The 18,238-nt window shown below is 70.0% G+C and carries 15 protein-coding genes; 4 read left to right on the top strand and 11 right to left on the bottom strand.

Going from position 1 to position 18,238, the window contains the following annotated elements; all coding sequences use genetic code 11:
• Window positions 1-54 precede the first annotated feature (54 nt).
• A complete protein-coding gene (locus tag OG219_RS33980) occupies window positions 55-1,923 on the top strand; it encodes a ricin-type beta-trefoil lectin domain protein (protein WP_266833033.1) in 1,869 nt (622 codons plus the stop codon).
• 145 nt (window positions 1,924-2,068) lie between these two features.
• Here the strand turns inward: OG219_RS33980 and cimA are convergent, their stop codons facing one another.
• The 6 genes from cimA to ureA all read right to left on the bottom strand — a co-directional run bounded on the left by cimA (window position 2,069) and on the right by ureA (window position 9,409).
• Window positions 2,069-3,673, bottom strand: coding sequence for a citramalate synthase (cimA, locus tag OG219_RS33975; protein ID WP_266833031.1), 1,605 nt, complete (start codon window positions 3,671-3,673; stop codon window positions 2,069-2,071).
• Window positions 3,674-3,981: 308 nt separating this feature from the next.
• Window positions 3,982-5,205: a hypothetical protein gene (locus OG219_RS33970; RefSeq protein ID WP_266833029.1), complete on the bottom strand. Its 1,224-nt coding sequence runs from the start codon at window positions 5,203-5,205 to the stop codon at window positions 3,982-3,984.
• 130 nt (window positions 5,206-5,335) lie between these two features.
• Window positions 5,336-5,935, bottom strand: a complete 600-nt coding sequence (locus OG219_RS33965) for a TetR/AcrR family transcriptional regulator (protein WP_266833027.1) — start codon at window positions 5,933-5,935, stop codon at window positions 5,336-5,338.
• A gap of 10 nt (window positions 5,936-5,945) precedes the next feature.
• Complete coding sequence (locus OG219_RS33960) at window positions 5,946-6,986, bottom strand: agmatine/peptidylarginine deiminase (protein ID WP_266836327.1); 1,041 nt, start codon at window positions 6,984-6,986, stop codon at window positions 5,946-5,948.
• Window positions 6,987-7,037: 51 nt separating this feature from the next.
• The gene (locus tag OG219_RS33955; RefSeq protein ID WP_266833025.1) at window positions 7,038-8,708 is read right to left on the bottom strand and encodes an urease subunit alpha; all 1,671 of its coding nucleotides are present in this window, start codon (window positions 8,706-8,708) and stop codon (window positions 7,038-7,040) included.
• Window positions 8,705-9,409 (bottom strand): urease subunit gamma, encoded by a 705-nt coding sequence (gene ureA / locus OG219_RS33950; RefSeq protein WP_266833023.1) that lies wholly within the window; start codon window positions 9,407-9,409, stop codon window positions 8,705-8,707. Before ureA ends, OG219_RS33955 begins: the two co-directional genes overlap by 4 nt.
• A 115-nt stretch (window positions 9,410-9,524) precedes the next feature.
• Here ureA and OG219_RS33945 point away from each other — a divergent pair, with 115 nt between their 5' ends.
• The gene (locus OG219_RS33945; protein WP_266833021.1) at window positions 9,525-10,958 is read left to right on the top strand and encodes a cytosine permease; all 1,434 of its coding nucleotides are present in this window, start codon (window positions 9,525-9,527) and stop codon (window positions 10,956-10,958) included.
• Between the two features lie 124 nt (window positions 10,959-11,082).
• On the opposite strand, the gene OG219_RS33940 is transcribed toward OG219_RS33945, so the two are convergent.
• Both OG219_RS33940 and OG219_RS33935 read right to left on the bottom strand, forming a co-directional pair.
• On the bottom strand, window positions 11,083-12,171 hold the full coding sequence (locus OG219_RS33940) for a branched-chain amino acid aminotransferase (protein ID WP_266833019.1): 1,089 nt from the start codon (window positions 12,169-12,171) through the stop codon (window positions 11,083-11,085).
• A 264-nt stretch (window positions 12,172-12,435) separates the two neighbouring features.
• A complete protein-coding gene (locus OG219_RS33935) occupies window positions 12,436-13,479 on the bottom strand; it encodes a 3-isopropylmalate dehydrogenase (protein WP_266833017.1) in 1,044 nt (347 codons plus the stop codon).
• 142 nt (window positions 13,480-13,621) lie between these two features.
• Here OG219_RS33935 and OG219_RS33930 point away from each other — a divergent pair, with 142 nt between their 5' ends.
• A complete protein-coding gene (locus OG219_RS33930; RefSeq protein WP_266833015.1) occupies window positions 13,622-15,205 on the top strand; it encodes a metallophosphoesterase family protein in 1,584 nt (527 codons plus the stop codon).
• Between the two features lie 79 nt (window positions 15,206-15,284).
• Here OG219_RS33930 and OG219_RS33925 read toward each other — a convergent pair whose 3' ends face one another.
• Both OG219_RS33925 and OG219_RS33920 read right to left on the bottom strand, forming a co-directional pair.
• Window positions 15,285-15,428 (bottom strand): hypothetical protein, encoded by a 144-nt coding sequence (locus OG219_RS33925; protein ID WP_266833013.1) that lies wholly within the window; start codon window positions 15,426-15,428, stop codon window positions 15,285-15,287.
• 195 nt (window positions 15,429-15,623) lie between these two features.
• Complete coding sequence (locus OG219_RS33920) at window positions 15,624-16,598, bottom strand: LysR family transcriptional regulator (protein WP_266833011.1); 975 nt, start codon at window positions 16,596-16,598, stop codon at window positions 15,624-15,626.
• 101 nt (window positions 16,599-16,699) lie between these two features.
• Between OG219_RS33920 and OG219_RS33915 the strand changes: the two genes are divergently transcribed.
• Window positions 16,700-17,692: an NADP-dependent oxidoreductase gene (locus tag OG219_RS33915; protein WP_266833009.1), complete on the top strand. Its 993-nt coding sequence runs from the start codon at window positions 16,700-16,702 to the stop codon at window positions 17,690-17,692.
• A 7-nt stretch (window positions 17,693-17,699) separates the two neighbouring features.
• Here the strand turns inward: OG219_RS33915 and OG219_RS33910 are convergent, their stop codons facing one another.
• A complete protein-coding gene (locus OG219_RS33910; protein ID WP_266833008.1) occupies window positions 17,700-18,236 on the bottom strand; it encodes a GNAT family N-acetyltransferase in 537 nt (178 codons plus the stop codon).
• Between the last annotated feature and the right edge of the window lie 2 nt (window positions 18,237-18,238).

Here is an 18,238-nt window from a genome sequence, read left to right as displayed (position 1 = left end):
CCCCCACCACCAGAAGGGCTGCGCACCATGAGCACCACGAGCACAGCCAGATCCATGAAGAGAACGGGCCGGGCCGCCCGGCTGCTCGTCGCCGGGCTGCTGACGACGGCCGGGCTCGGCGTCGTCGGTACCGCTCCCGCCCACGCGGCGGGTGAACAGGTCACCGCCTACCTGACGACGACCGACGACACCGGTGGCCGCCACGTCGTACGTGGATTGCAGCCGCAAACACCTTTCGCCTTCCAGGCCGGCAGTGGCGGCACCGGCGACAACATCACCGTGGACGAGAACACCCGGTACCAGACGTTCACCGGTGGCGGCGCCTCCTTCACCGACACCGCCGCCTGGCTGATGAACAGCAGCGGGGCGCTGACGCAGGCCCAGCGCGACGCCGCGATGACGAAGCTGTTCTCGCCGACGGACGGGATCGGGCTGTCGTTCGTACGCAATCCGATGGGTGCGTCGGACCTGGCTCGGTACGGGTACTCCTACGACGACGTGCCCGCGGGGCAGACGGACCCGACTCTCGCCCAGTTCTCCATCGCACACGACCTGGCGGACGTCGTGCCGCTGACCAAGCAGGCGCGCCAGCTCAATCCGGCGCTGACCGTGATGGCCTCGCCGTGGACGGCGCCGGCCTGGATGAAGGACAGCGGGTCGCTCAACGGCGGCTGGCTGAAGTCGGAGAGCTACGGGGCCTACGCCTCGTACTTCGTGAAGTACCTGCAGGCGTACCAGGCTCAGGGAGTGCCGGTCCAGTACGTCACCGTGCAGAACGAGCCGACGTGTTGTTCCGGGTACCCGTCGATGAGCTGGAACGCTTCCGGGCTCGCGTACTTCACCAAGAGCGAGCTGCTGCCGAAGCTCCAGGCGGCGGGGCTGTCGACCAAGGTCCTCGCCCATGACTGGAACTGGGACGTGTACGACTCGTACGCCGCCTCGACGGTCGACGACGCGGCGGTCCGCACGCACCCGAACTTCGGCGGGGTCGCGTGGCACGGCTACGGCGGCGACGTCACCAAGCAGACCACCGTCCACAACCAGTACCCGACGCTGGACGCCTTCGGAACCGAGCACTCCGGTGGCACCTGGATCGCCAACCAGCAGCGCGAGGACATGCTCAACATCGTCGACTACACCCGGAACTGGGCGAAGTCGGTGACGAAGTGGTCGCTGGCCGTGGACCAGAACATGGGGCCGCACAACGGCGGTTGCGGCACATGCACCGGGCTCGTCACCGTGCACAACGGTGACGCGCAGAGCGGGCAGGTCGACTACACCGTCGAGTACTACACGATGGGGCACCTCACGAAGTTCGTGAAGCCGGGGGCGCAGCGGATCGCGTCCACGGCGAGCACGTCCGTGCCGAACGTCGCGTGGCGCAACCCTGACGGGTCGAAGGCGCTGATCGCGTACAACGACGCGTCCACCGCGAAGACGGTGACGATCAACTGGGGGTCGCAGCACGCGACTTACTCGCTGCCGGGTAAGACCTCCGCGACCTTCACCTGGTCGGGGACGCAGGCCGGGGGCGGGGACCAGACCGGGGCGTTCGTGGGGCTTGCGGGCAAGTGCCTCGATGTGGCCGGTGGTTCGTCGGCCAACGGGACCGCTGTGCAGCTCTACGACTGCAACGGGTCGACTGCGCAGAGCTGGACGGTCAAGGCCGACGGGTCGGTTCAGTCGCTGGGGAAGTGCCTGGACGTCACCTCGGCGTCCACTGCCGATGGGGCACAGCTTCAGCTCTACGACTGCAACGGTACGGGGGCTCAGCGGTGGTCGTACAACTCCACCACCGGGGATGTCGTCAATACCGCGGCCAACAAGTGCCTTGATGTGACCGGGAATTCGTCGGCCAACGGGGCTCGGGCGCAGATCTGGACCTGTACGGGGGCTGCCAACCAGAAGTGGCATCTGCAGTAGGGGGGTGCGGGGCGGGTGGGGGCGGGGGGTGGATTTTTTCGCCCCCCTCCGCCCCTACCCGTCCCGCTTCTGGGGGCTCCGCCCCCAGACCCCCGTATCGGCCTGGACGGCCTCGTCCTCAAACGCCGGACGGGCTGAAAGACTTCTACTCCGCCGGCTCCACCCCAGCCCTGAGCAAGCCGTACGTGTACGCGTCCTCCAGGGCCTGCCAGGACGCGGCGATCACGTTCTCGGCGACGCCTACCGTCGACCACTCGCCCGCGCCGTCCGACGTGGAGATGAGTACCCGGGTCGTGGACTGGGTGCCGTGCTTGCCCTCCAGGATGCGGACCTTGTAGTCGACGAGTTCCAGCTTGGCGAGCTGGGGGTAGAGCTTTTCGAGGGCCACTCGGAGGGCTCGGTCGAGGGCGTTGACCGGGCCGTTGCCCTCGGCGGTGGCGACGATGCGCTCGCCCTTGGCGAAGAGCTTGACCGTGGCTTCGTTGGCGTGGCTGCCGTCGGGGCGGTCCTCGACGATGGCGCGCCAGGACTCGACCCGGAAGTACTTGCGGGCGCGGCCCTCCGCCTCCTCGCGGAGCAGCAGCTCGAACGACGCGTCGGCCGCCTCGTACGTGTAGCCCTGGAGCTCGCGCTCCTTGACGCGGGCGACGACCCTGCCGACCAGCTCGCGGTCGTCGCTGATGTCGACGCCGAGCTCCTTGCCCTTGAGCTCGATGGAGGCGCGGCCGGCCATGTCGGAGACCAGCATCCGCATGGTGTTGCCGACCATCTCGGGGTCGATGTGCTGGTACAGATCGGGGTCGACCTTGATCGCGGAGGCGTGCAGGCCCGCCTTGTGGGCGAAAGCGGAGACACCGACGTACGGCTGGTGTGTGGAGGGGGTCAGGTTCACCACCTCGGCGATGGCGTGGGAGATGCGCGTCATCTCGCGCAGGGCGCCTTCGGGGAGCACCTTCTTGCCGTACTTCAGCTCCAGGGCGGCCACGACCGGGAAGAGGTTGGAGTTGCCGACCCGCTCGCCGTAGCCGTTCGCCGTGCACTGGACGTGCGTGGCGCCCGCGTCGACGGCGGCCAGCGTGTTGGCGACCGCGCAGCCCGTGTCGTCCTGGGCGTGCATGCCGAGCCGGGCGCCGGTGTCGGCGAGGACCGTGGCGACGACCGCCTGGACCTGGGCCGGGAGCATGCCGCCGTTGGTGTCGCAGAGGATGACCACGTCGGCGCCCGCCTCATGGGCGGCGCGGACGACGGCCTTCGCGTACTCCGGGTTGGCGCGGTAGCCGTCGAAGAAGTGCTCGCAGTCGACGAAGACCCGGCGGCCCTGCGCGCACAGGTACGAGACCGTGTCGCGGACCATCGCCAGGTTCTCGTCGAGGGTCGTGCGGAGCGCGAGTTCGACATGGCGGTCGTGGGACTTCGCGACCAGGGTGATCACCTGGGCGCCTGAGTCGAGGAGCGCCTTGACCTGCGGGTCTTCAGAGGCTTTGGCGCCCGCGCGCCTCGTCGCGCCGAAGGCCACCAGCTGGGCGTGCTTGAACTCGATCTCCTGCTGGGCGCGGGCGAAGAACTCGGTGTCGCGCGGGTTGGCGCCGGGCCAGCCGCCCTCGATGAAGCCCACCCCGAAGTCGTCCAGGTGCCGTGTGATGGCCAGCTTGTCCGCCACGGTGAGGTTGATGCCCTCGCGCTGCGCGCCGTCGCGCAGCGTCGTGTCGAAGACGTGGAACGAATCGTCGAGTTCGCTGGTGTCCGTCATGGTGTCTGGCTCCTGAGGTTTGGATCTCGGTCTGTACCGGAATGACCGGCTCCACCGTCCTCCAATGATCCCTCGCGCTCCCTTCCCGGCTTGAGGTGGGCCAGGAAAACGAAAAACCCCTCGCGGGTGCGAGAGGTCTGCGCGCGGGTCGAAGACGACGGTGCCCGCCCGTACGTGGTGGTACGTGGCGGTCACTGCGGACCGGCGCGCCTGCTGCCAATAATCGTGGCGAACGAGAGCACGGGGGCAGTCTGGCACAAATCCGCCCCCGCGCTCAGGCCCGTCTCAGGATGCGAGCACGCCGCTGGTCACCGCTGGTGCCGTACGAAAGCGTCGGTGCCCTCGTTGGTGTCGCCGGCCGGGATCAGCGTCGGGTCGGACGACAGGAAGAGGATGCTGCGGGCGCCGTCGGCGATCCGGCCCGGCAGGACGTCGGCCGTGGCGGTGCCGCCGGTGGTGTCGGGCGTGACCAGGCTGGTGGTGCCCTTCTTCAGGTCCCGCAGGTAGACGGGGTACTCCTTGCCCCACTGGCTGCCGGCTTCGGTCACCTCCGACATGAAGGTGAGGTACCGGCCGTCGGCGCTGATCGCGGCATCGCGGGTGTAGGCCTCGCCGGGGCCGCCCTGGGTGCCGTGGATGCGCTGGTTGGTGCCGGTGGCGATGTCGTGCACGAACACGTTCCAGCTGACGTCGTTGTCATCGGGGACGAGGTGGGTGTCCCGGGACTCGAAGACGACGGTGCGGCCGTTGCCGCTGATGGACGGGTTCAGGGACTCCTTCTCGGTCCCCGAGCCGTCGTAGGAGCGGTCGATCTGGGTGTGCTCGCCCGTGGTGCGGTCGTACATCCACACGTCGCCCCAGTCGTCGCCGCGCGGTCCGTTCGCGTAGTTGTACTGGTAGACCACGCGGCGCCCGTCGTCGCTGACCGTCGGCTGGAAGGCGTTGCGCGGCTCCCAGGTCGGCTTGGGGTGGCTGATCCGCTCGGTGGTGCCGGCGACGCGGTCGCGCAGGAAGACCACGCTCGCGCCCCCGTCGGCCTCCTGGAGCGTGTAGACGGCGTACCGGCCGTTGGGGCTCACGGAGACCCCGGCGGGCTGCCCGGTGAAACCCTCGGGGATCTCGATGCCGAAGCCCACCCGCTTCCCCGTGCCGATCTCGTGGATCCACACGTCCGTGTCCTCGGCGGCCGGGGCGTACTGGACGTAGACATAGCGGCCGTCGTTGAGGACCGCCAGCAGGCCGCCGAAGCCCGCGAAACGGAGCTTCCCCGTCTGCGGGTCGCGTACGTACATGCCGCTGTGCGGCACGTTGGGGTCCAGGTCCTCGGCGTTCGAACTGAGCGCGATGTGGCGGCCGTTGCGGCTGATGACGGCGATGGGCGTGGTGCCGCTGCCCGCCTTGCCCTCCGGGGTGACGCTGATCGGTTCGGTGTGCGAGGCCCTGGGTGCGGCGCCCGCCTGCGTTCCCGTCAGCGCCACCGTGACGGCGACGGCGACGGCCGTGAGTGCGGCAAGCCGCTTGTTCCTGTGCATGGTCGTTCCCCCGTGGTTGGTCCTGGTCATTGGTTGCTCATGACCATTGATCGGTCGTGGTCTCTTCGAGGCAAACGCACCACGCGCCACAGGGTCAATCCGCCGGATTGCGTACAACCCGGACCGATGATCAGGCGTCCGGGAGAAGCCCGTCGTCCAGGAACTCCCGTACGTGGCTGAGAATCTGCCCCCGGTCCGTGCCGCGAAGACCGATCGCCACATGGATGGAGAAGCCGTCGAGGAGGGCCCGCAGCCGGGCGGCGAAGCGGTCCGGGTCGACGGAGCGGAACTCGGCGTGCGAGATGCCCTCGGCGAGCAGGGCCACCAGGTCCCGGTGCCAGGCGCCCTCGATGGCGACCTGCCGCTCGCGGGCGTCGTCGTCGGCGTTCTGCGAGCGGTTCCAGACCTCCAGCCAGAGGGTCCAGTGCGGGTCGCGGTGGCCGTCGGGGACGTACAGGTCGACGTACGCGTCGAGGCGCTCGCGGGCGGAAGCGGAACGGGTGAGCAGCCGCCCCCGCTCGACACCCAGCCTGCCCTCGCTCCACTCCAGGGTCCGCAGCAGCAGCTCGTCCTTGGAGTGGAAGTAGTACAGCAGATGGCCGCTGCTCATCCCGACCTCGCGGCCGAGCGCGGCCATGGTGAGCTTCTCCAGACCGCGTTCGGCGATCATGTCCATGGCGGCGGCGAGCACGTCCTCGCGCGGGGGCGCGTTCCTGCGCGCACCGGCCATCCCGTACTCCTCAGACCTTCGGCTGTTGCTGGGTGATGCAGTGGATGCCTCCGCCACCGGCAAAGATCGTACGTGCGTCCACCAGTGTGACGGTCCGCTCGGGGAAGAGACGGCGGAAGATGCCGGCCGCGGTCTCGTCGCGCGGGTCGTCGAATCCGCAGAGGACCACGCCGCCGTTGCAGAGGTAGTGGTTGATGTAGGAGTAGTCGGCCCAGTGTCCGTCGGCCTCCAGGACGGTCGGAGCGGGGACCTCGACGACCTCGAGACCCCGGCCCCGCGCGTCGGTCTGCGCCTTGAGAAGGCCGATAATCTCCTTGCTGACCTCGTGATCGGGGTGCGCCGGGTCCTGCTGGGAGTGCGCGACGACGACACCCGGGCGCGCGAACGCGGCGACGATGTCGACATGGCCGAGCGTGCCGAAACCGTGCGGCGGATAGTCGCCGGTCAGCCCGCGCGGCAGCCAGATCGCCTTGCGGGTGCCGAGGTGGGCGTGGATCTCCGCCTCGACCTGCTCGCGCGTCCGGTCCGGGTTGCGCTCGGGGCCGAGCTGCACGGTCTCGGTGAGCAGGACGGTCCCCTCGCCGTCGACGTGGATCGCGCCGCCCTCGTTGACGAGCTTCGAGGCGTACGTCCGTGCCCCCGCGAGGTCCGAGACGTGACCGCCGATCTTCGCGTCGTGCTCCCAGCGGGCCCAGTGCTGGGCGCCCCAGCCGTTGAACGTCCAGTCCACGGCGCCCAGTTGACCCTTCCCGTCGGTGAGGAACGTGGGGCCGATGTCGCGCATCCAGGCGTCGTCGAGCTCGCGTTCCACGGTGTCGACCTCCGGGCCGAGGAGCTCCCGGGCCGCCGACGACTGCCCCGGACCGCACACCACGGTCACCGGCTCGAAGCGGCGGACCGCACGGGCCACCGCCGCCCAGGCCGCGCGCGACTCGGCGAGGTCGTCCGGGTTGTCGAAGGTGTGGTTGGGTCCCGGCCACGCCATCCAGGTGCGCTCGTGCGGGGTCCACTCGGCGGGCATCCGGAAGCCGTCGGCGGCAGGCGTGTTCAAGTCGGCGGCAGGGGTGTTCACGTCAGCGGCAGGGGTCTTCATCGCGGGTCCTTAGAGGAAGTACAGGCGGTTGAGGGAGACCGAGTCGGCGGGCTCGGAGCGGATCGGGGCACCGTCGAGGGTGACCAGGCCGGTGCGCTGATCGACATCGACCGCTCCGGTACGGGAGTTGAGGCGCAGGTCGGCAGGTCCGATGCCGCGGGTGCCGCGGACGGCGACCCGCCGACGCCGGGTGGGCATCAGGTCGTTGCCCTGGTCGAGCGCCGCCTGCGCGACGAAGGCCACCGAGATGTCGGCCGGTGTCGAGCCGTGTGCGCCGAACTGCGGCCCCAGGACGAGGGGTTCGCAGGTGTCGGTGGCGGCGTTGGGGTCGCCGACCACGCCGTACGCCGGGAAGCCGGACTTCAGGACCAGCTGCGGTTTGGCGCCGAAGTACTCGGGCCGCCACAGCACGATGTCGGCGAGCTTGCCGACCTCGATGGAGCCGACCTCGTGCGCGAGGCCGTGGGCGATGGCGGGGTTGATGGTCAGCTTGGCGATGTACCGGAGGACGCGTTCGTTGTCGTGATCCTCCGGGGCGCCGAACTCGGCCTTCATCTTCCCGGCCATCGCGAAGGTCCGGCGTACGGTCTCGCCCGCGCGGCCCATGCCCTGTGCGTCCGAGGAGGTGATGCCGATCGCGCCCAAGTCGTGCAGCACGTCCTCGGCGCCCATGGTGCCGGCCCGGATCCGGTCGCGGGCCATGGCGGCGTCGCCGGGCAGGTCGGTCTTCAGGTCGTGGACGGAGACGATCATCCCGTAGTGCTCGGCTACCGCGTCCCGGCCGAACGGCAGGGTCGGGTTGGTGGAGGAGCCGATGACGTTCGGAACTCCCGCCATTTTCAGGACATTTGGCACGTGCCCGCCGCCGCACCCCTCGATGTGGAAGGCGTGGATGGTGCGGCCTTCGAGCACCCGGAGGGTGTCCTCGACCGAGAGGCATTCGTTCAGCCCGTCGCTGTGCAGGGCGACTTGGACGTCGTACTCCTCGGCGACGCGCAATGCGGTGTCCAGCGCGCGGGTGTGGGCGCCCATGTCCTCGTGCACCTTGAAACCGCTCGCGCCGCCCTCGGCGAGCGCCTCGATGAGGGGTGCGTCGGAGGACGACGAACCCCGGCCCAGGAAGCCGATGTTGACCGGCCATGCGTCGAAGGCGTTGAAGGCGTGCCGCAGCGCCCAGGGCGAGTTGACGCCGACGCCCCACACCGGGCCGAACTCCTGGCCGATGATCGTCGTCACCCCGGAGGCGAGCGAGGCCTCCATGATGCGCGGGCTCAGCAGATGGACGTGGGTGTCCACGGCACCGGCGGTGGCGATGAGCCCCTCGCCGGACACGATGGACGTACCCGTGCCGACCACGACGTCGACCCCGTCGAGGGTGTCGGGGTTCCCGGCCCGCCCGATGGAACAGATCCGTCCCTCGCGGATGCCGATGGAGACCTTCCGGATCCCCTGCGCCGCGTCGATCACGACCACATTGCTGATGACGACGTCGCAGGTCTCACGGACGGCGGCGGCCTTGAGGTGCAGCCCGTCGCGGGCGGTCTTGCCGAAGCCGGCGAGGAACTCGTCGCCGTACTTCTGGGCGTCGGACTCGACCCGTACGGTGAGCCCCGAGTCGCCGAGGCGGACACGGTCGCCCGCACGCGGGCCGTGGGTGGCTGCGTACTCGTACGGGTTCATCGGTCGCCTCCTGCAGTCCGGGCTCCGGATCCCAGGTATCCGCAGGCTGCGGCCCTGCGCAGCGCCTCTTCCCGCGCGCCAGGCGCGTCCAGCGGTCCGTCGACGAGCCCCGCGAAACCGATCGCGATCCGCTCGCCGCCGATCGGCAGCAGGCCGACCTGAGCACTCTCGCCCGGCCCGAAGCGGACGGACGATCCGGCGGGTACGGCGAGCCGCATGCCGTAGGCGTCCGCGCGCGGGAAGTCGAGCCGCGGGTTGGCCTCGAAGAAGTGGAAGTGGGAGGTCACGGAGACCGGCACGGTCGCGGTGTTGGTGACCGTGAGCCGGACGACAGCCTCGGGCTCGGCGTGCGCGGGCCCCGGGAGCAGCGCGCCCGGGCCCTGATCCGCGAGGCTCCCCCCGCCGATGGGGTCGGAGACCACGGCGAGCCGTGAGCCGTCGTCGAAGACGGCCTCGACATGCACCTCGGTGACGATGTCCGCGACACCCGGCAGGACGTCGTCGGGGCCGAGCACCGACCGGGCGCGCTCGATGGCCTCGGCCAGCCGCCGCCCGTCCCGGGCCGCCTCGCACACGGTGTCCGCGATGAGCGCGGTCGCCTCCGGCACGTTGAGCCGGACGCCGCGCGCCCTGCGGGACCGGGCCAGCTCGGCGGCGCCGAAGAGCAGCAGCCGGTCGCGTTCCGTCGGGGTCAGCCTCATCCCACATCCTTCCTTTAGAACATCACTCTAAACAGTAAAACCCATTCCTAGAAGGCTTGACGCATCATCCATTTCAGGCTCACATTGAGCGTCACTCTAAGAATGGGAACCCACCATGCCGATAGAACAGCGCGGCGTCGACACCATCCCCGACGAGGAACGCACCAGCGGCCCCCGCGACCTCGTGTCGATCCTGCTCGGCTCAAATCTCTGTCTCGGCGTGATCATCTTCGGGTGGCTGCCTGCGTCCTTCGGGCTCGGCTGGTGGGCCTCGGTCACCTCGATCGTGGCGGGCACGGTGGTCGGCACGGCGATCACGGCTCCGCTCGCCCTGGTGTCCCTGCGCACGGGGACGAACCTCTCCACCTCCTCCGGCGCCCAGTTCGGCGTGCGCGGACGGCTGGTCGGCTCGGTCGTCGGCCTGCTGCTCGCCCTCGGCTACACCGCGCTGACCGTCTGGATCGGCGGCGATGTGATGGTGGGCGTACTGAACCGGCTGTTCGGACTGCCGGTCAACGGCATCTCGTACGGCGTGATCTACGGGCTGCTCGCCACGGCGACGGTGGCAGGGGCGGTGTACGGGTACCGCGTGCTGCTCGCCATGTCCCGCATCCTGGCGATCGGCATGACGGCGCTGCTGGTCCTGGGGGTGATCGCGTACGCCCCGCACTTCACCACCGCCCCGCTCCCGGAGGCCGGCGGCTACCTGCTCGGCTCCTTCTGGCCGACCTGGCTGCTCGCGGCGGTGGCGGCGGGCCTGTCCGGGCCGATCGCGTTCATCACCCTCCTCGGCGACTACACGCGCTACATCTCCCCGGCCCGCCATTCCTCCCGCAAGGTCCTGCACGCGACCTGGCTGGGGCTGACGGTCGGTCTGCTGGTCCCTCAGCTCTTCGGCACCTTCACGGCGTACGCGGCTCGCGCGGCCCTCGACTACGCGGGGCCGCTGGTCTCCGCCTCCCCCACCTGGTGCCTGGTGCCGCTGCTGCTCGCCGCCACCGCGGGCTCGGTCGGCAACGCGGGGCTGATGCTGTACTCGATGGGGCTCGACCTCGATGCGATTGTGCCGCGCGCCTCTCGCGCGCAGGCCACCCTCTCGGTTGCCGTCGTCGCCACGGTGTGTGTCTTCGTCGGTCATTACGCGTCCAGTGCTCAGGACGCTATGACCTCCTTCGTGCTGCTGCTGACCGCTGTCGGCACGCCGTGGGCCGTCGTCACGCTCATCGGCTTCGCCCGCTGTCGAGGTGTGTACGACCCGGACGCGCTTCAGGTCTTCAACCGGCGTTCGCGGGGCGGGATCTACTGGTATCGGGGCGGCTGGAATGTGCCGGCCGTCGTCGCGTGGGCGCTGGGCGCGTTCGTCGGGCTGCTTGCGGTGTCGCTTCCCTCTTATGAGGGGCCGCTGCTTTCGCTGACCGGTGGGGTGGACTGCAGTTTCCTGCTGTCGGGGGGTGTCGGGGGGCTTGTGTACCTGGTGTTGTCACCGAAGCCGGGGCCACAGCGGGTGGAGGCCGGGCAGGAACTGGCTCGCGCCGAGAGCGGGAGCTGAGCTCCCGCTGGGGTTGCGGTGTTTTGTCTGCGGGTCCGTTGTGGCTGGTCGCGCAGTTCCCCGCGCCCCTTTGGGGCGCTGCCCTCCCCGCCCCCGTTGAAGGGGGCGGGGTTCAGGGCACGGGTCAGCCCAGCGGGTGCATCCAGCCGTGCTTGTCCTCTGTGACGCCGCGCTGGATGTCGAGGAGTGCCTCGCGCAGGCGCAGGGTGACCTCGCCGGGTTCGCCGGCCGACTGCTGCCACTCGCCGCTGGTGCGCTTGACCGTGCCGACGGGGGTGATGACGGCGGCGGTTCCGCAGGCGAAGACCTCGGTGAGGGTGCCGTTCTCGGAGTCGCGCTGCCACTGGTCGATGGAGATGCGGCCCTCTTCGGACTCGTAGCCGAGGTCGCGGGCGACGGTGAGGAGCGAGTCGCGGGTGACACCGGCGAGAAGGGAGCCGGTGAGCGCGGGCGTGACGATCTTGTTGCCGTACACGAAGTACAGGTTCATGCCGCCGAGTTCCTCGACCCACTTGTGCTCGACGGCGTCGAGGTAGGCGACCTGGGCGCAGCCCTTGGCGGCGGCCTCGGCCTGGGGCAGCAGGGACGCGGCGTAGTTGCCGCCGGTCTTGGCGTCGCCCATGCCGCCGGGGACGGCGCGGACGTGGTCCTCGGAGAGCCAGATGGACACGGGCTTCACGCCGCCCGGGAAGTACGCGCTCGCGGGAGACGCGATGACGAGGAAGAGGTACTCGTTGGCCGGCTTCACGCCCAGGCCGACCTCGGTCGCGATCATGAACGGGCGGAGGTAGAGGGACTCCTCACCGCCGTGCGCCGGGACCCACGCCCTGTCCTGCTGGACCAGGACGTCGCACGCCTCGATGAACGTCTCGACCGGCAGCTCCGGCATGCCGAGACGGCGGGCCGAGGACTGGAAGCGCTTGGCGTTCATGTCGGGGCGGAAGGTGGCGACGGATCCGTCCGCCTGCCGGTACGCCTTGAGGCCCTCGAAGATCTCCTGCGCGTAGTGCAGGGTCATGTTCGCCGGGTCGAGGGAGAGCGGTCCGTACGGCACGAGCTGGCCGTCGTGCCAGCCGCGGCCCTCGGTCCACTTGATGGTCACCATGTGGTCGGTGAAGTAGCGGCCGAACCCGGGGTTGGCGAGGATCGCCTCGCGCTCCGCACCCGAGCGGGGCTGCGAAGAGGGCTTGAGCTCGATCGTGGGCGTCGTCATGAGTGGTTGTCCTTCACCGGTTGTGTGTGACGGGCCGCGCTCACGCCAGTACTGCCAGTGGCCAGTGCTAGGACGTCCGAGCATTCCCTCATTCCGCGGCTCCGCGTTCGATTATCGCGTGTCCGGAGCCGTGGACGAAATGGTGTGAATGCGGCCCATGGGATTGCCCAGGGGTAGATGGTGGCACCCGGCGAGGGCATAGGGAAAGCCGCCGGGTGCGGATGCGACCCGGCGGCTTCTACGAAACGTAAGTGGCGCGGCGGGTCAGCCGGCTACTCGTACGGCGAGCGCGTCGCCGATTTCCTCGGTGGAGCGGGCGGGCTTGCCCACGCGCTCGGCGAGGTCGGTGGCGACGGCGTCCTCGATGCGGGCGGCCTCGGCCTCGTAGCCGAGGTGGCGCAGCAGGAGGGCGACGGAGAGGACAGTGGCACTGGGGTCGGCCTTGCCCTGGCCCGCGATGTCGGGCGCCGAGCCGTGCACGGGCTCGAACATCGAGGGGAACTCGCCGCTCGGGTTGATGTTGCCCGAGGCGGCGACGCCGATGCCGCCGGAGACGGCCGCGGCGAGGTCGGTGATGATGTCGCCGAAGAGGTTGTCGGTGACGATCACGTCGAAGCGGGCGGGGTCGGTGACGAGGTAGATCGTCGCCGCGTCCACGTGGATGTAGTCGGTGGTGACCTCGGGGAACTCCTCGGCCACCTTGTTGAAGATGTTGGTCCAGAGGTGGCCCGCGAAGGTCAGCACGTTGTTCTTGTGGACCAGCGTCAGCTTCTTGCGCGGGCGGGCCTGGGCGCGGGCGAAGGCGTCACGGACGACGCGCTCCACACCGAAGGCCGTGTTCACGGAGACCTCGGTGGCGACCTCGTGCGGGGTGCCCTTGCGGATGGTGCCGCCGTTGCCGGTGTACGGGCCCTCGGTGCCTTCACGGACCACGACGAAGTCGATCGCGGGCTCACCCTTGAGGGGAGTCTCGACACCCGGCAGCAGCTTGCTCGGCCGCAGGTTGACGTGGTGGTCGAAGAGGAAGCGGAGCTTCAGCAGGAAGCCGCGCTCCAGGACGCCGGAGGGGACCGACGGGTCGCCGATCGCACCGAGCAGGATCGCGTCGTGCTTCTTGAGCGCCTCGGCGTCGGCGTCGGTGAGGGTCTCACCGGTCGCGTGGTAGCGCTTGGCGCCGAAGTCGAACTCCTTCGTCTCCAGCTTCACATCCTGAGGAAGGACGGCGGAGAGGACCTTGAGTCCCTGGGCCACGACCTCCTGGCCGATGCCGTCACCGGGAATCACTGCGAGATTGATGCTGCGAGACATAGCGGCACCGTACTCCTCGTCCCATGGGATGACACCGGGTGTCCGCCATACGGACGTCGCCCCTCCCTGGCGCACCGACCCTTCGGCCGCCGTTCACCCGTACGTATGGCGGCTGTTGGGGCTTGCTGGGAAGTTCACCAGCATGGACCCCAGCATGGACCGCGGCCCGGACCTTCCCGACTTCGGCATTCCGCCGCAGCTCGCGCGCCGTATGAGCATGGCGGAGCAGCACGAGTACCTGCGGACGAAGCTCACGCGGCGCCGCGCGCTGGTGACGGCGGGCGCGCTGGCGGGCGGCGGGCTGCTGGCCGGCTGCGCGTCGGACAGCGCGTCGGACGCCAAGAGCCCCTCGGCCACCGCCACCGGTCTTGTGCACGGTTCCGCCATCACGCCCTTCGGCCGCCACCTCGCCTTCGGCGCGGACCCGAAGACCCAGATGCGGATCTCCTGGCAGGTGCCGCTCGCGGTCAAGAAGCCGTACATCCGCGTGGGACCGACCCCATGGGACCTGAGCCGGAAGATCGACGCCGAGCTCCGCGACCTGCACACACCGGGGCTGACCGGGGTGCGGCTCGCGCTCGACCAGTACTACCTGCACGCGGCGCTCGACGGCCTGCGCCCCGGCACGACGTACTTCTACGGAGTCGGCCATGAGGGATTCGACCCCGCGGCCAGGGAGCGGCGCGGCACGGTCGGCTCCTTCCGCACGGCGCCCGCCACCAGCCCCGCGAAGTTCGTGTTCACGGCCTTCGGCGACCAGGGCGTCACCCCCGACGCGCTCGCCAACGACAAGCTGATCCTCGGCCGCCGCCCGGCCTTCCATCTGCACGCGGGCGACATCTGCTACGCGGACGTCAACGGCCAGGGCCAGAAGTCGGACTCCTACGACCCCGGCGCCTGGGACCTGTTCCTCAAGCAGACCGAGTCGGTGGCGAAGTCGGTGCCGTGGATGGTGACGACCGGCAACCACGACATGGAGGCCTGGTACTCGCCGAACGGATACGGCGGCCAGTCGGCGCGCTGGACGCTCCCCGGCAACGGCTTCGACCCGCGGAACGCGCCGGGCGCCTACTCCTTCACGTACGGCAATGTCGGGATCGTCGCGCTGGACGCGAACGACGTCTCGTACGAGATCCCCGCCAACAAGGGCTACACCGACGGCAGGCAGACGGCCTGGCTCGACAAGCGGCTCGGTGAACTGCGCAGGAGCGTCGACTTCGTCGTGGTCTTCTTCCACCACTGCACGTACTCGACGTCGTCACACGCCTCGGACGGGGGCGTGCGGGACGCCTGGCTGCCGCTGTTCACCAAGCACCAGGTGGACCTGGTGATCAACGGGCACAACCACGTGTACGAGCGGACCGACGCCATCAAGGGCGGCAGGGTGGGCAGGCAGGTGCCGGTCGGCGCGTCGACCGATCCGACGCGGGACGGGACCGTGTACGTCACGGCGGGCGGGGCGGGCAAGAGCCTCTACAGCTTCCCCGTCGGGGTCGAGGACAGCTACGAGGGGAAGGTCGTCGACCGCGAGTCCGTGGACACCTTCCACTGGACGAAGTCGAAGGAACAGAAGTCCGAGACCGTGGAGTGGTCGCGCGTGCGGTACACCGGCTACTCCTTCCTCTCGGTGGAGGCGGAGTCGGGTGCGACGCCGCGGCTCAAGGTGTCGGCGCTGGCGCAGAGCGGCAGGCGCATCGACTACTTCGAGGTGCGGCGCGGGGTCTGAGCACTCCGGGGTACGGCACGGGACCTGGGCCCCGCACCGCACCCCGTTCGGGCGCGGCTCCCGGTATGAGTGGCGGGCCTCAGTGGCCCGTGGCGCCGCCGTTGTCCCTGCGGTCGAGGGCACGCTGGAGGGCTGCGGCGGCGTTCTTGCGGTCGGACTCGCTCGTACGGGACGCGCTCGTACGGGAAACGCGACGGACTCGGCGGACGGTCGTCTCGGCCATGATGAATCGACTCCTTGCCTCCGGATGCGAGCAGCCGGAAGTGCGGTGTGGGGTTTCGAGACGCCGGAAGAGGCGGGGAGCGGTGCCGCAGGGGTTGCCTGCCAAGGGCTCCGGCTCACGACCGCCATTCGCTTGGTCGAGCGAGACGTTCGGCTCCTACAAAGCTAGGCGAGGACCGGGCATCTGTCTCCACAATTACTCGGACTTCCTACTATCTGAGACGGCGAATTGGGTCGGACCGCTCTGACCTGGGAAAACAGTCCGGCCGCGGTCACGCCCCCGAGGGTGCGACCCCCGCAGCTCCCTGATCAGCGCGCGGACGGCGACCGTCGTGGCGAGTTCCGGCGTGGTGACGTACCCGACCGAACGCGTCGGGCGCTCCGGACCGAGATCGGTGATCTCGGTTGTGAGCGGTGCACTCGTGAGCGAGAGCGCGGGCATGATGGCCATTCCGAGACCACTGCTCACCATCGAGAGCACTGCTCCGTCGTCCTCGGCGTGGACCGTCGCGCAAGGGATCCAGTCCTGCGCGGCCCACCAGGTCCGGGTGTAGGACGAGCAGTTCTCGGTCCAGTCGACCAGCGGGAGCGAGCGCGGGTCCGGATGACCGGCCGGGTGCACCAGGGCGTACGGCTCTTCGAGGAGTACGTCGCCGATCAGCTCCGGCGGTACGGGGGTCCCCGTGCCCAGCGTGGCGATCCCGACGTCCGCCCGGCCCGCGGCCACCTCCCCCGCCGTGCCCGGCCCGACCTCCCGTACCACCCGCACGGTCGGCTCGATCCCGGGATGCCGGGCCGTCAGCCGCTCAAGGGCGGTCGGCAGCAGGTGCAGTGCCGCGCTGCGGAAGGCGGCGATGCGCAACGGCCCGGCGACGGTGTCGGCTCCGCCGGGCCCGGCGCCCGCGCCCCGCGCCTCCGCGGCCAGCGTGTCCAGCATCCGCAGCACCCGCCGCGCGTGGGCCACCGCTCGCTCCCCCGCGGCGGTGGGGCGCGCCCCGTGCCGCCCGCGTTCGAAGAGCACGACGCCCACCTTGCGTTCGATGCCGCGCACCGCGTGCGAGACCGCGGACTGCGTCATGCCGAGCGTGCCGGCGGCCGCCGAGAAGCCGCCCTCGTGGGCGATGGCCACGAGGGTCCGCAGTTCCTGCGGTGCAAGGTCTTCGCTGCTCATCAGGGGTCCCACCTGCCGCTATGAGAACGGCTCATGGATGTGGCCGTTCCATGAGCGCAACCCTCTGCCCGGTGGCCGCATTCCTTCCTACGGTCCCCTTCATGAACGACATCGCGCTCACCGTCCAGCAGACCTCCCGCCCGACCGGTTTCCCCACCCCGGAGCACTTCCGTTTCGCCGAGTCGCCCGTCCCCGAGCCCGCGCCCGGCACAGCCCTCATCGAGAACCTCTACTGGTCCGTCGACCCCTACCACCGCGAAATGATGGACGGCGACTTCGAGCTCGACTCCCCGCTGGAGGGCCGCACCCTGGGCCGCGTGATCGCCTCCCGGGACCCGGCGCTCCCCGAGGGCGAGATCGTCCTCCACCGGCGCGGCTGGCGCACCCACTCCGTGGTCCGCCCCGACGAGACCAGGCGCCTCCCGCACCTCGACGGGGTACCGCTCTCCGCGCACCTGAGCGTCCTCGGCGGCACGGGCCTGACCGCGTACGTCGGCCTCACCCGCATTGCCCAACTCCGCGAAGGCGACGACCTGTTCGTCTCCGGAGCCGCGGGCGGGGTCGGCACGGCCACCGGACGGTTCGCACGGCTGCTGGGTGCCGGACGGCTCGTGGGCAGCGCGGGATCGGCTGCGAAGGCGGCGTACCTGAAGGAACACGTCGGCTACGACGAGGCGTTCGACTACCACTCGGGTCCCGTGGCCGACCTCCTGGCCAAGTCCGCCCCGGACGGCATCGACGTGTTCGTCGACAACGTCGGCGGCGACCACCTCGGCGCCGCGATCGGCGCGCTGCGCGAACGCGGCCGGGCGGTCCGGGTCGGCACGATCAGCCAGTACAACACCCCGGTCGCGCCGCCCGTCCCCTTCAACCACGCCGACGTCGTCGAGAAGAGCCTGCGCATCGAGGGCTTCCTGGTGCGCGACTATGCCGACGTACAGGAGGAGTTGTACGAGTTCGCCGTACCGCATCTGCGCAGCGGCCGGCTCGGACTCGACGAGACCGTCGTCGAGGGCTTCGAGCGGATCGTGGACGCGTTCCTGTCGATGCTGCGGGGCGGCAACACCGGGAAGATGATCGTGCACGCCGCCTGACGAACCGTCAGAGCACTTCTCCGTCCCGCCAGTCGAAGACCAGCTCGTGCCCGGGATCGAGGGAAGCGCCGACGGGCCGTACGAAGATCGAGCCCTCCTCGTCGGGCAGACGGACGACACCGCCCACCCCGAGGGCACAGACGCGACCGGGCCAGCGCTGCCAGCCGCGAGTGGCGTACAGAGCCACCCCTTCGTCGCTAGCGGACAGCGCACCGAGCCCGTACGCCCCGTCGACGACCCGCTCCAGCTCCGCCATCACCCGGCCGCCAAGACCCGTACGGCGGACATCGGCCCGAACCCCCACGGCCTCCACGTACCCGACCCGCAGCGAGCGCCCCCTGTGCAGCACCCGGCGCTGGATCACCGAGCCGTGCGCGGCGAGACCCCGCTCGTCGCGCACGAGCGCGTGGATGCCGCCGAGGCCGTGATCCCAGTCCTCGTCGCTGAAGTTCCCTTCGAAGGCCTCGTCCAGGAGCGCGCGTACGGCACCGAGTTCGGCGGGCGTGAGGTCCGCCGTGTGGGCGGTGCGCAGTCGGGTGGTCATGG

Origin of the sequence: Streptomyces sp. NBC_00038, from assembly GCF_026343635.1 — a bacterium.
Classification (GTDB): domain Bacteria; phylum Actinomycetota; class Actinomycetes; order Streptomycetales; family Streptomycetaceae; genus Streptomyces.
The sequence above is the reverse complement of the archived record's forward strand: the minus strand, read 5'-3'. Positions and strand labels throughout refer to the sequence as shown.

Coding starts and splice junctions, on each gene's coding strand:
- OG219_RS33965 (WP_266833027.1), bottom strand. CDS start 5,935: ATGGCCGGTGCGCGCAGGAACGCGCCCCCGCGCGAGGACGTGCTCGCC.
- OG219_RS33935 (WP_266833017.1), bottom strand. CDS start 13,479: ATGTCTCGCAGCATCAATCTCGCAGTGATTCCCGGTGACGGCATCGGC.
- OG219_RS33920 (WP_266833011.1), bottom strand. CDS start 16,598: ATGAGCAGCGAAGACCTTGCACCGCAGGAACTGCGGACCCTCGTGGCC.
- ureA (WP_266833023.1), bottom strand. CDS start 9,409: ATGAGGCTGACCCCGACGGAACGCGACCGGCTGCTGCTCTTCGGCGCC.
- OG219_RS33955 (WP_266833025.1), bottom strand. CDS start 8,708: ATGAACCCGTACGAGTACGCAGCCACCCACGGCCCGCGTGCGGGCGAC.
- OG219_RS33930 (WP_266833015.1), top strand. CDS start 13,622: ATGGACCCCAGCATGGACCGCGGCCCGGACCTTCCCGACTTCGGCATT.
- OG219_RS33925 (WP_266833013.1), bottom strand. CDS start 15,428: ATGGCCGAGACGACCGTCCGCCGAGTCCGTCGCGTTTCCCGTACGAGC.
- OG219_RS33970 (WP_266833029.1), bottom strand. CDS start 5,205: ATGCACAGGAACAAGCGGCTTGCCGCACTCACGGCCGTCGCCGTCGCC.
- OG219_RS33980 (WP_266833033.1), top strand. CDS start 55: ATGAAGAGAACGGGCCGGGCCGCCCGGCTGCTCGTCGCCGGGCTGCTG.
- cimA (WP_266833031.1), bottom strand. CDS start 3,673: ATGACGGACACCAGCGAACTCGACGATTCGTTCCACGTCTTCGACACG.
- OG219_RS33945 (WP_266833021.1), top strand. CDS start 9,525: ATGCCGATAGAACAGCGCGGCGTCGACACCATCCCCGACGAGGAACGC.
- OG219_RS33915 (WP_266833009.1), top strand. CDS start 16,700: ATGAACGACATCGCGCTCACCGTCCAGCAGACCTCCCGCCCGACCGGT.
- OG219_RS33910 (WP_266833008.1), bottom strand. CDS start 18,236: ATGACCACCCGACTGCGCACCGCCCACACGGCGGACCTCACGCCCGCC.
- OG219_RS33940 (WP_266833019.1), bottom strand. CDS start 12,171: ATGACGACGCCCACGATCGAGCTCAAGCCCTCTTCGCAGCCCCGCTCG.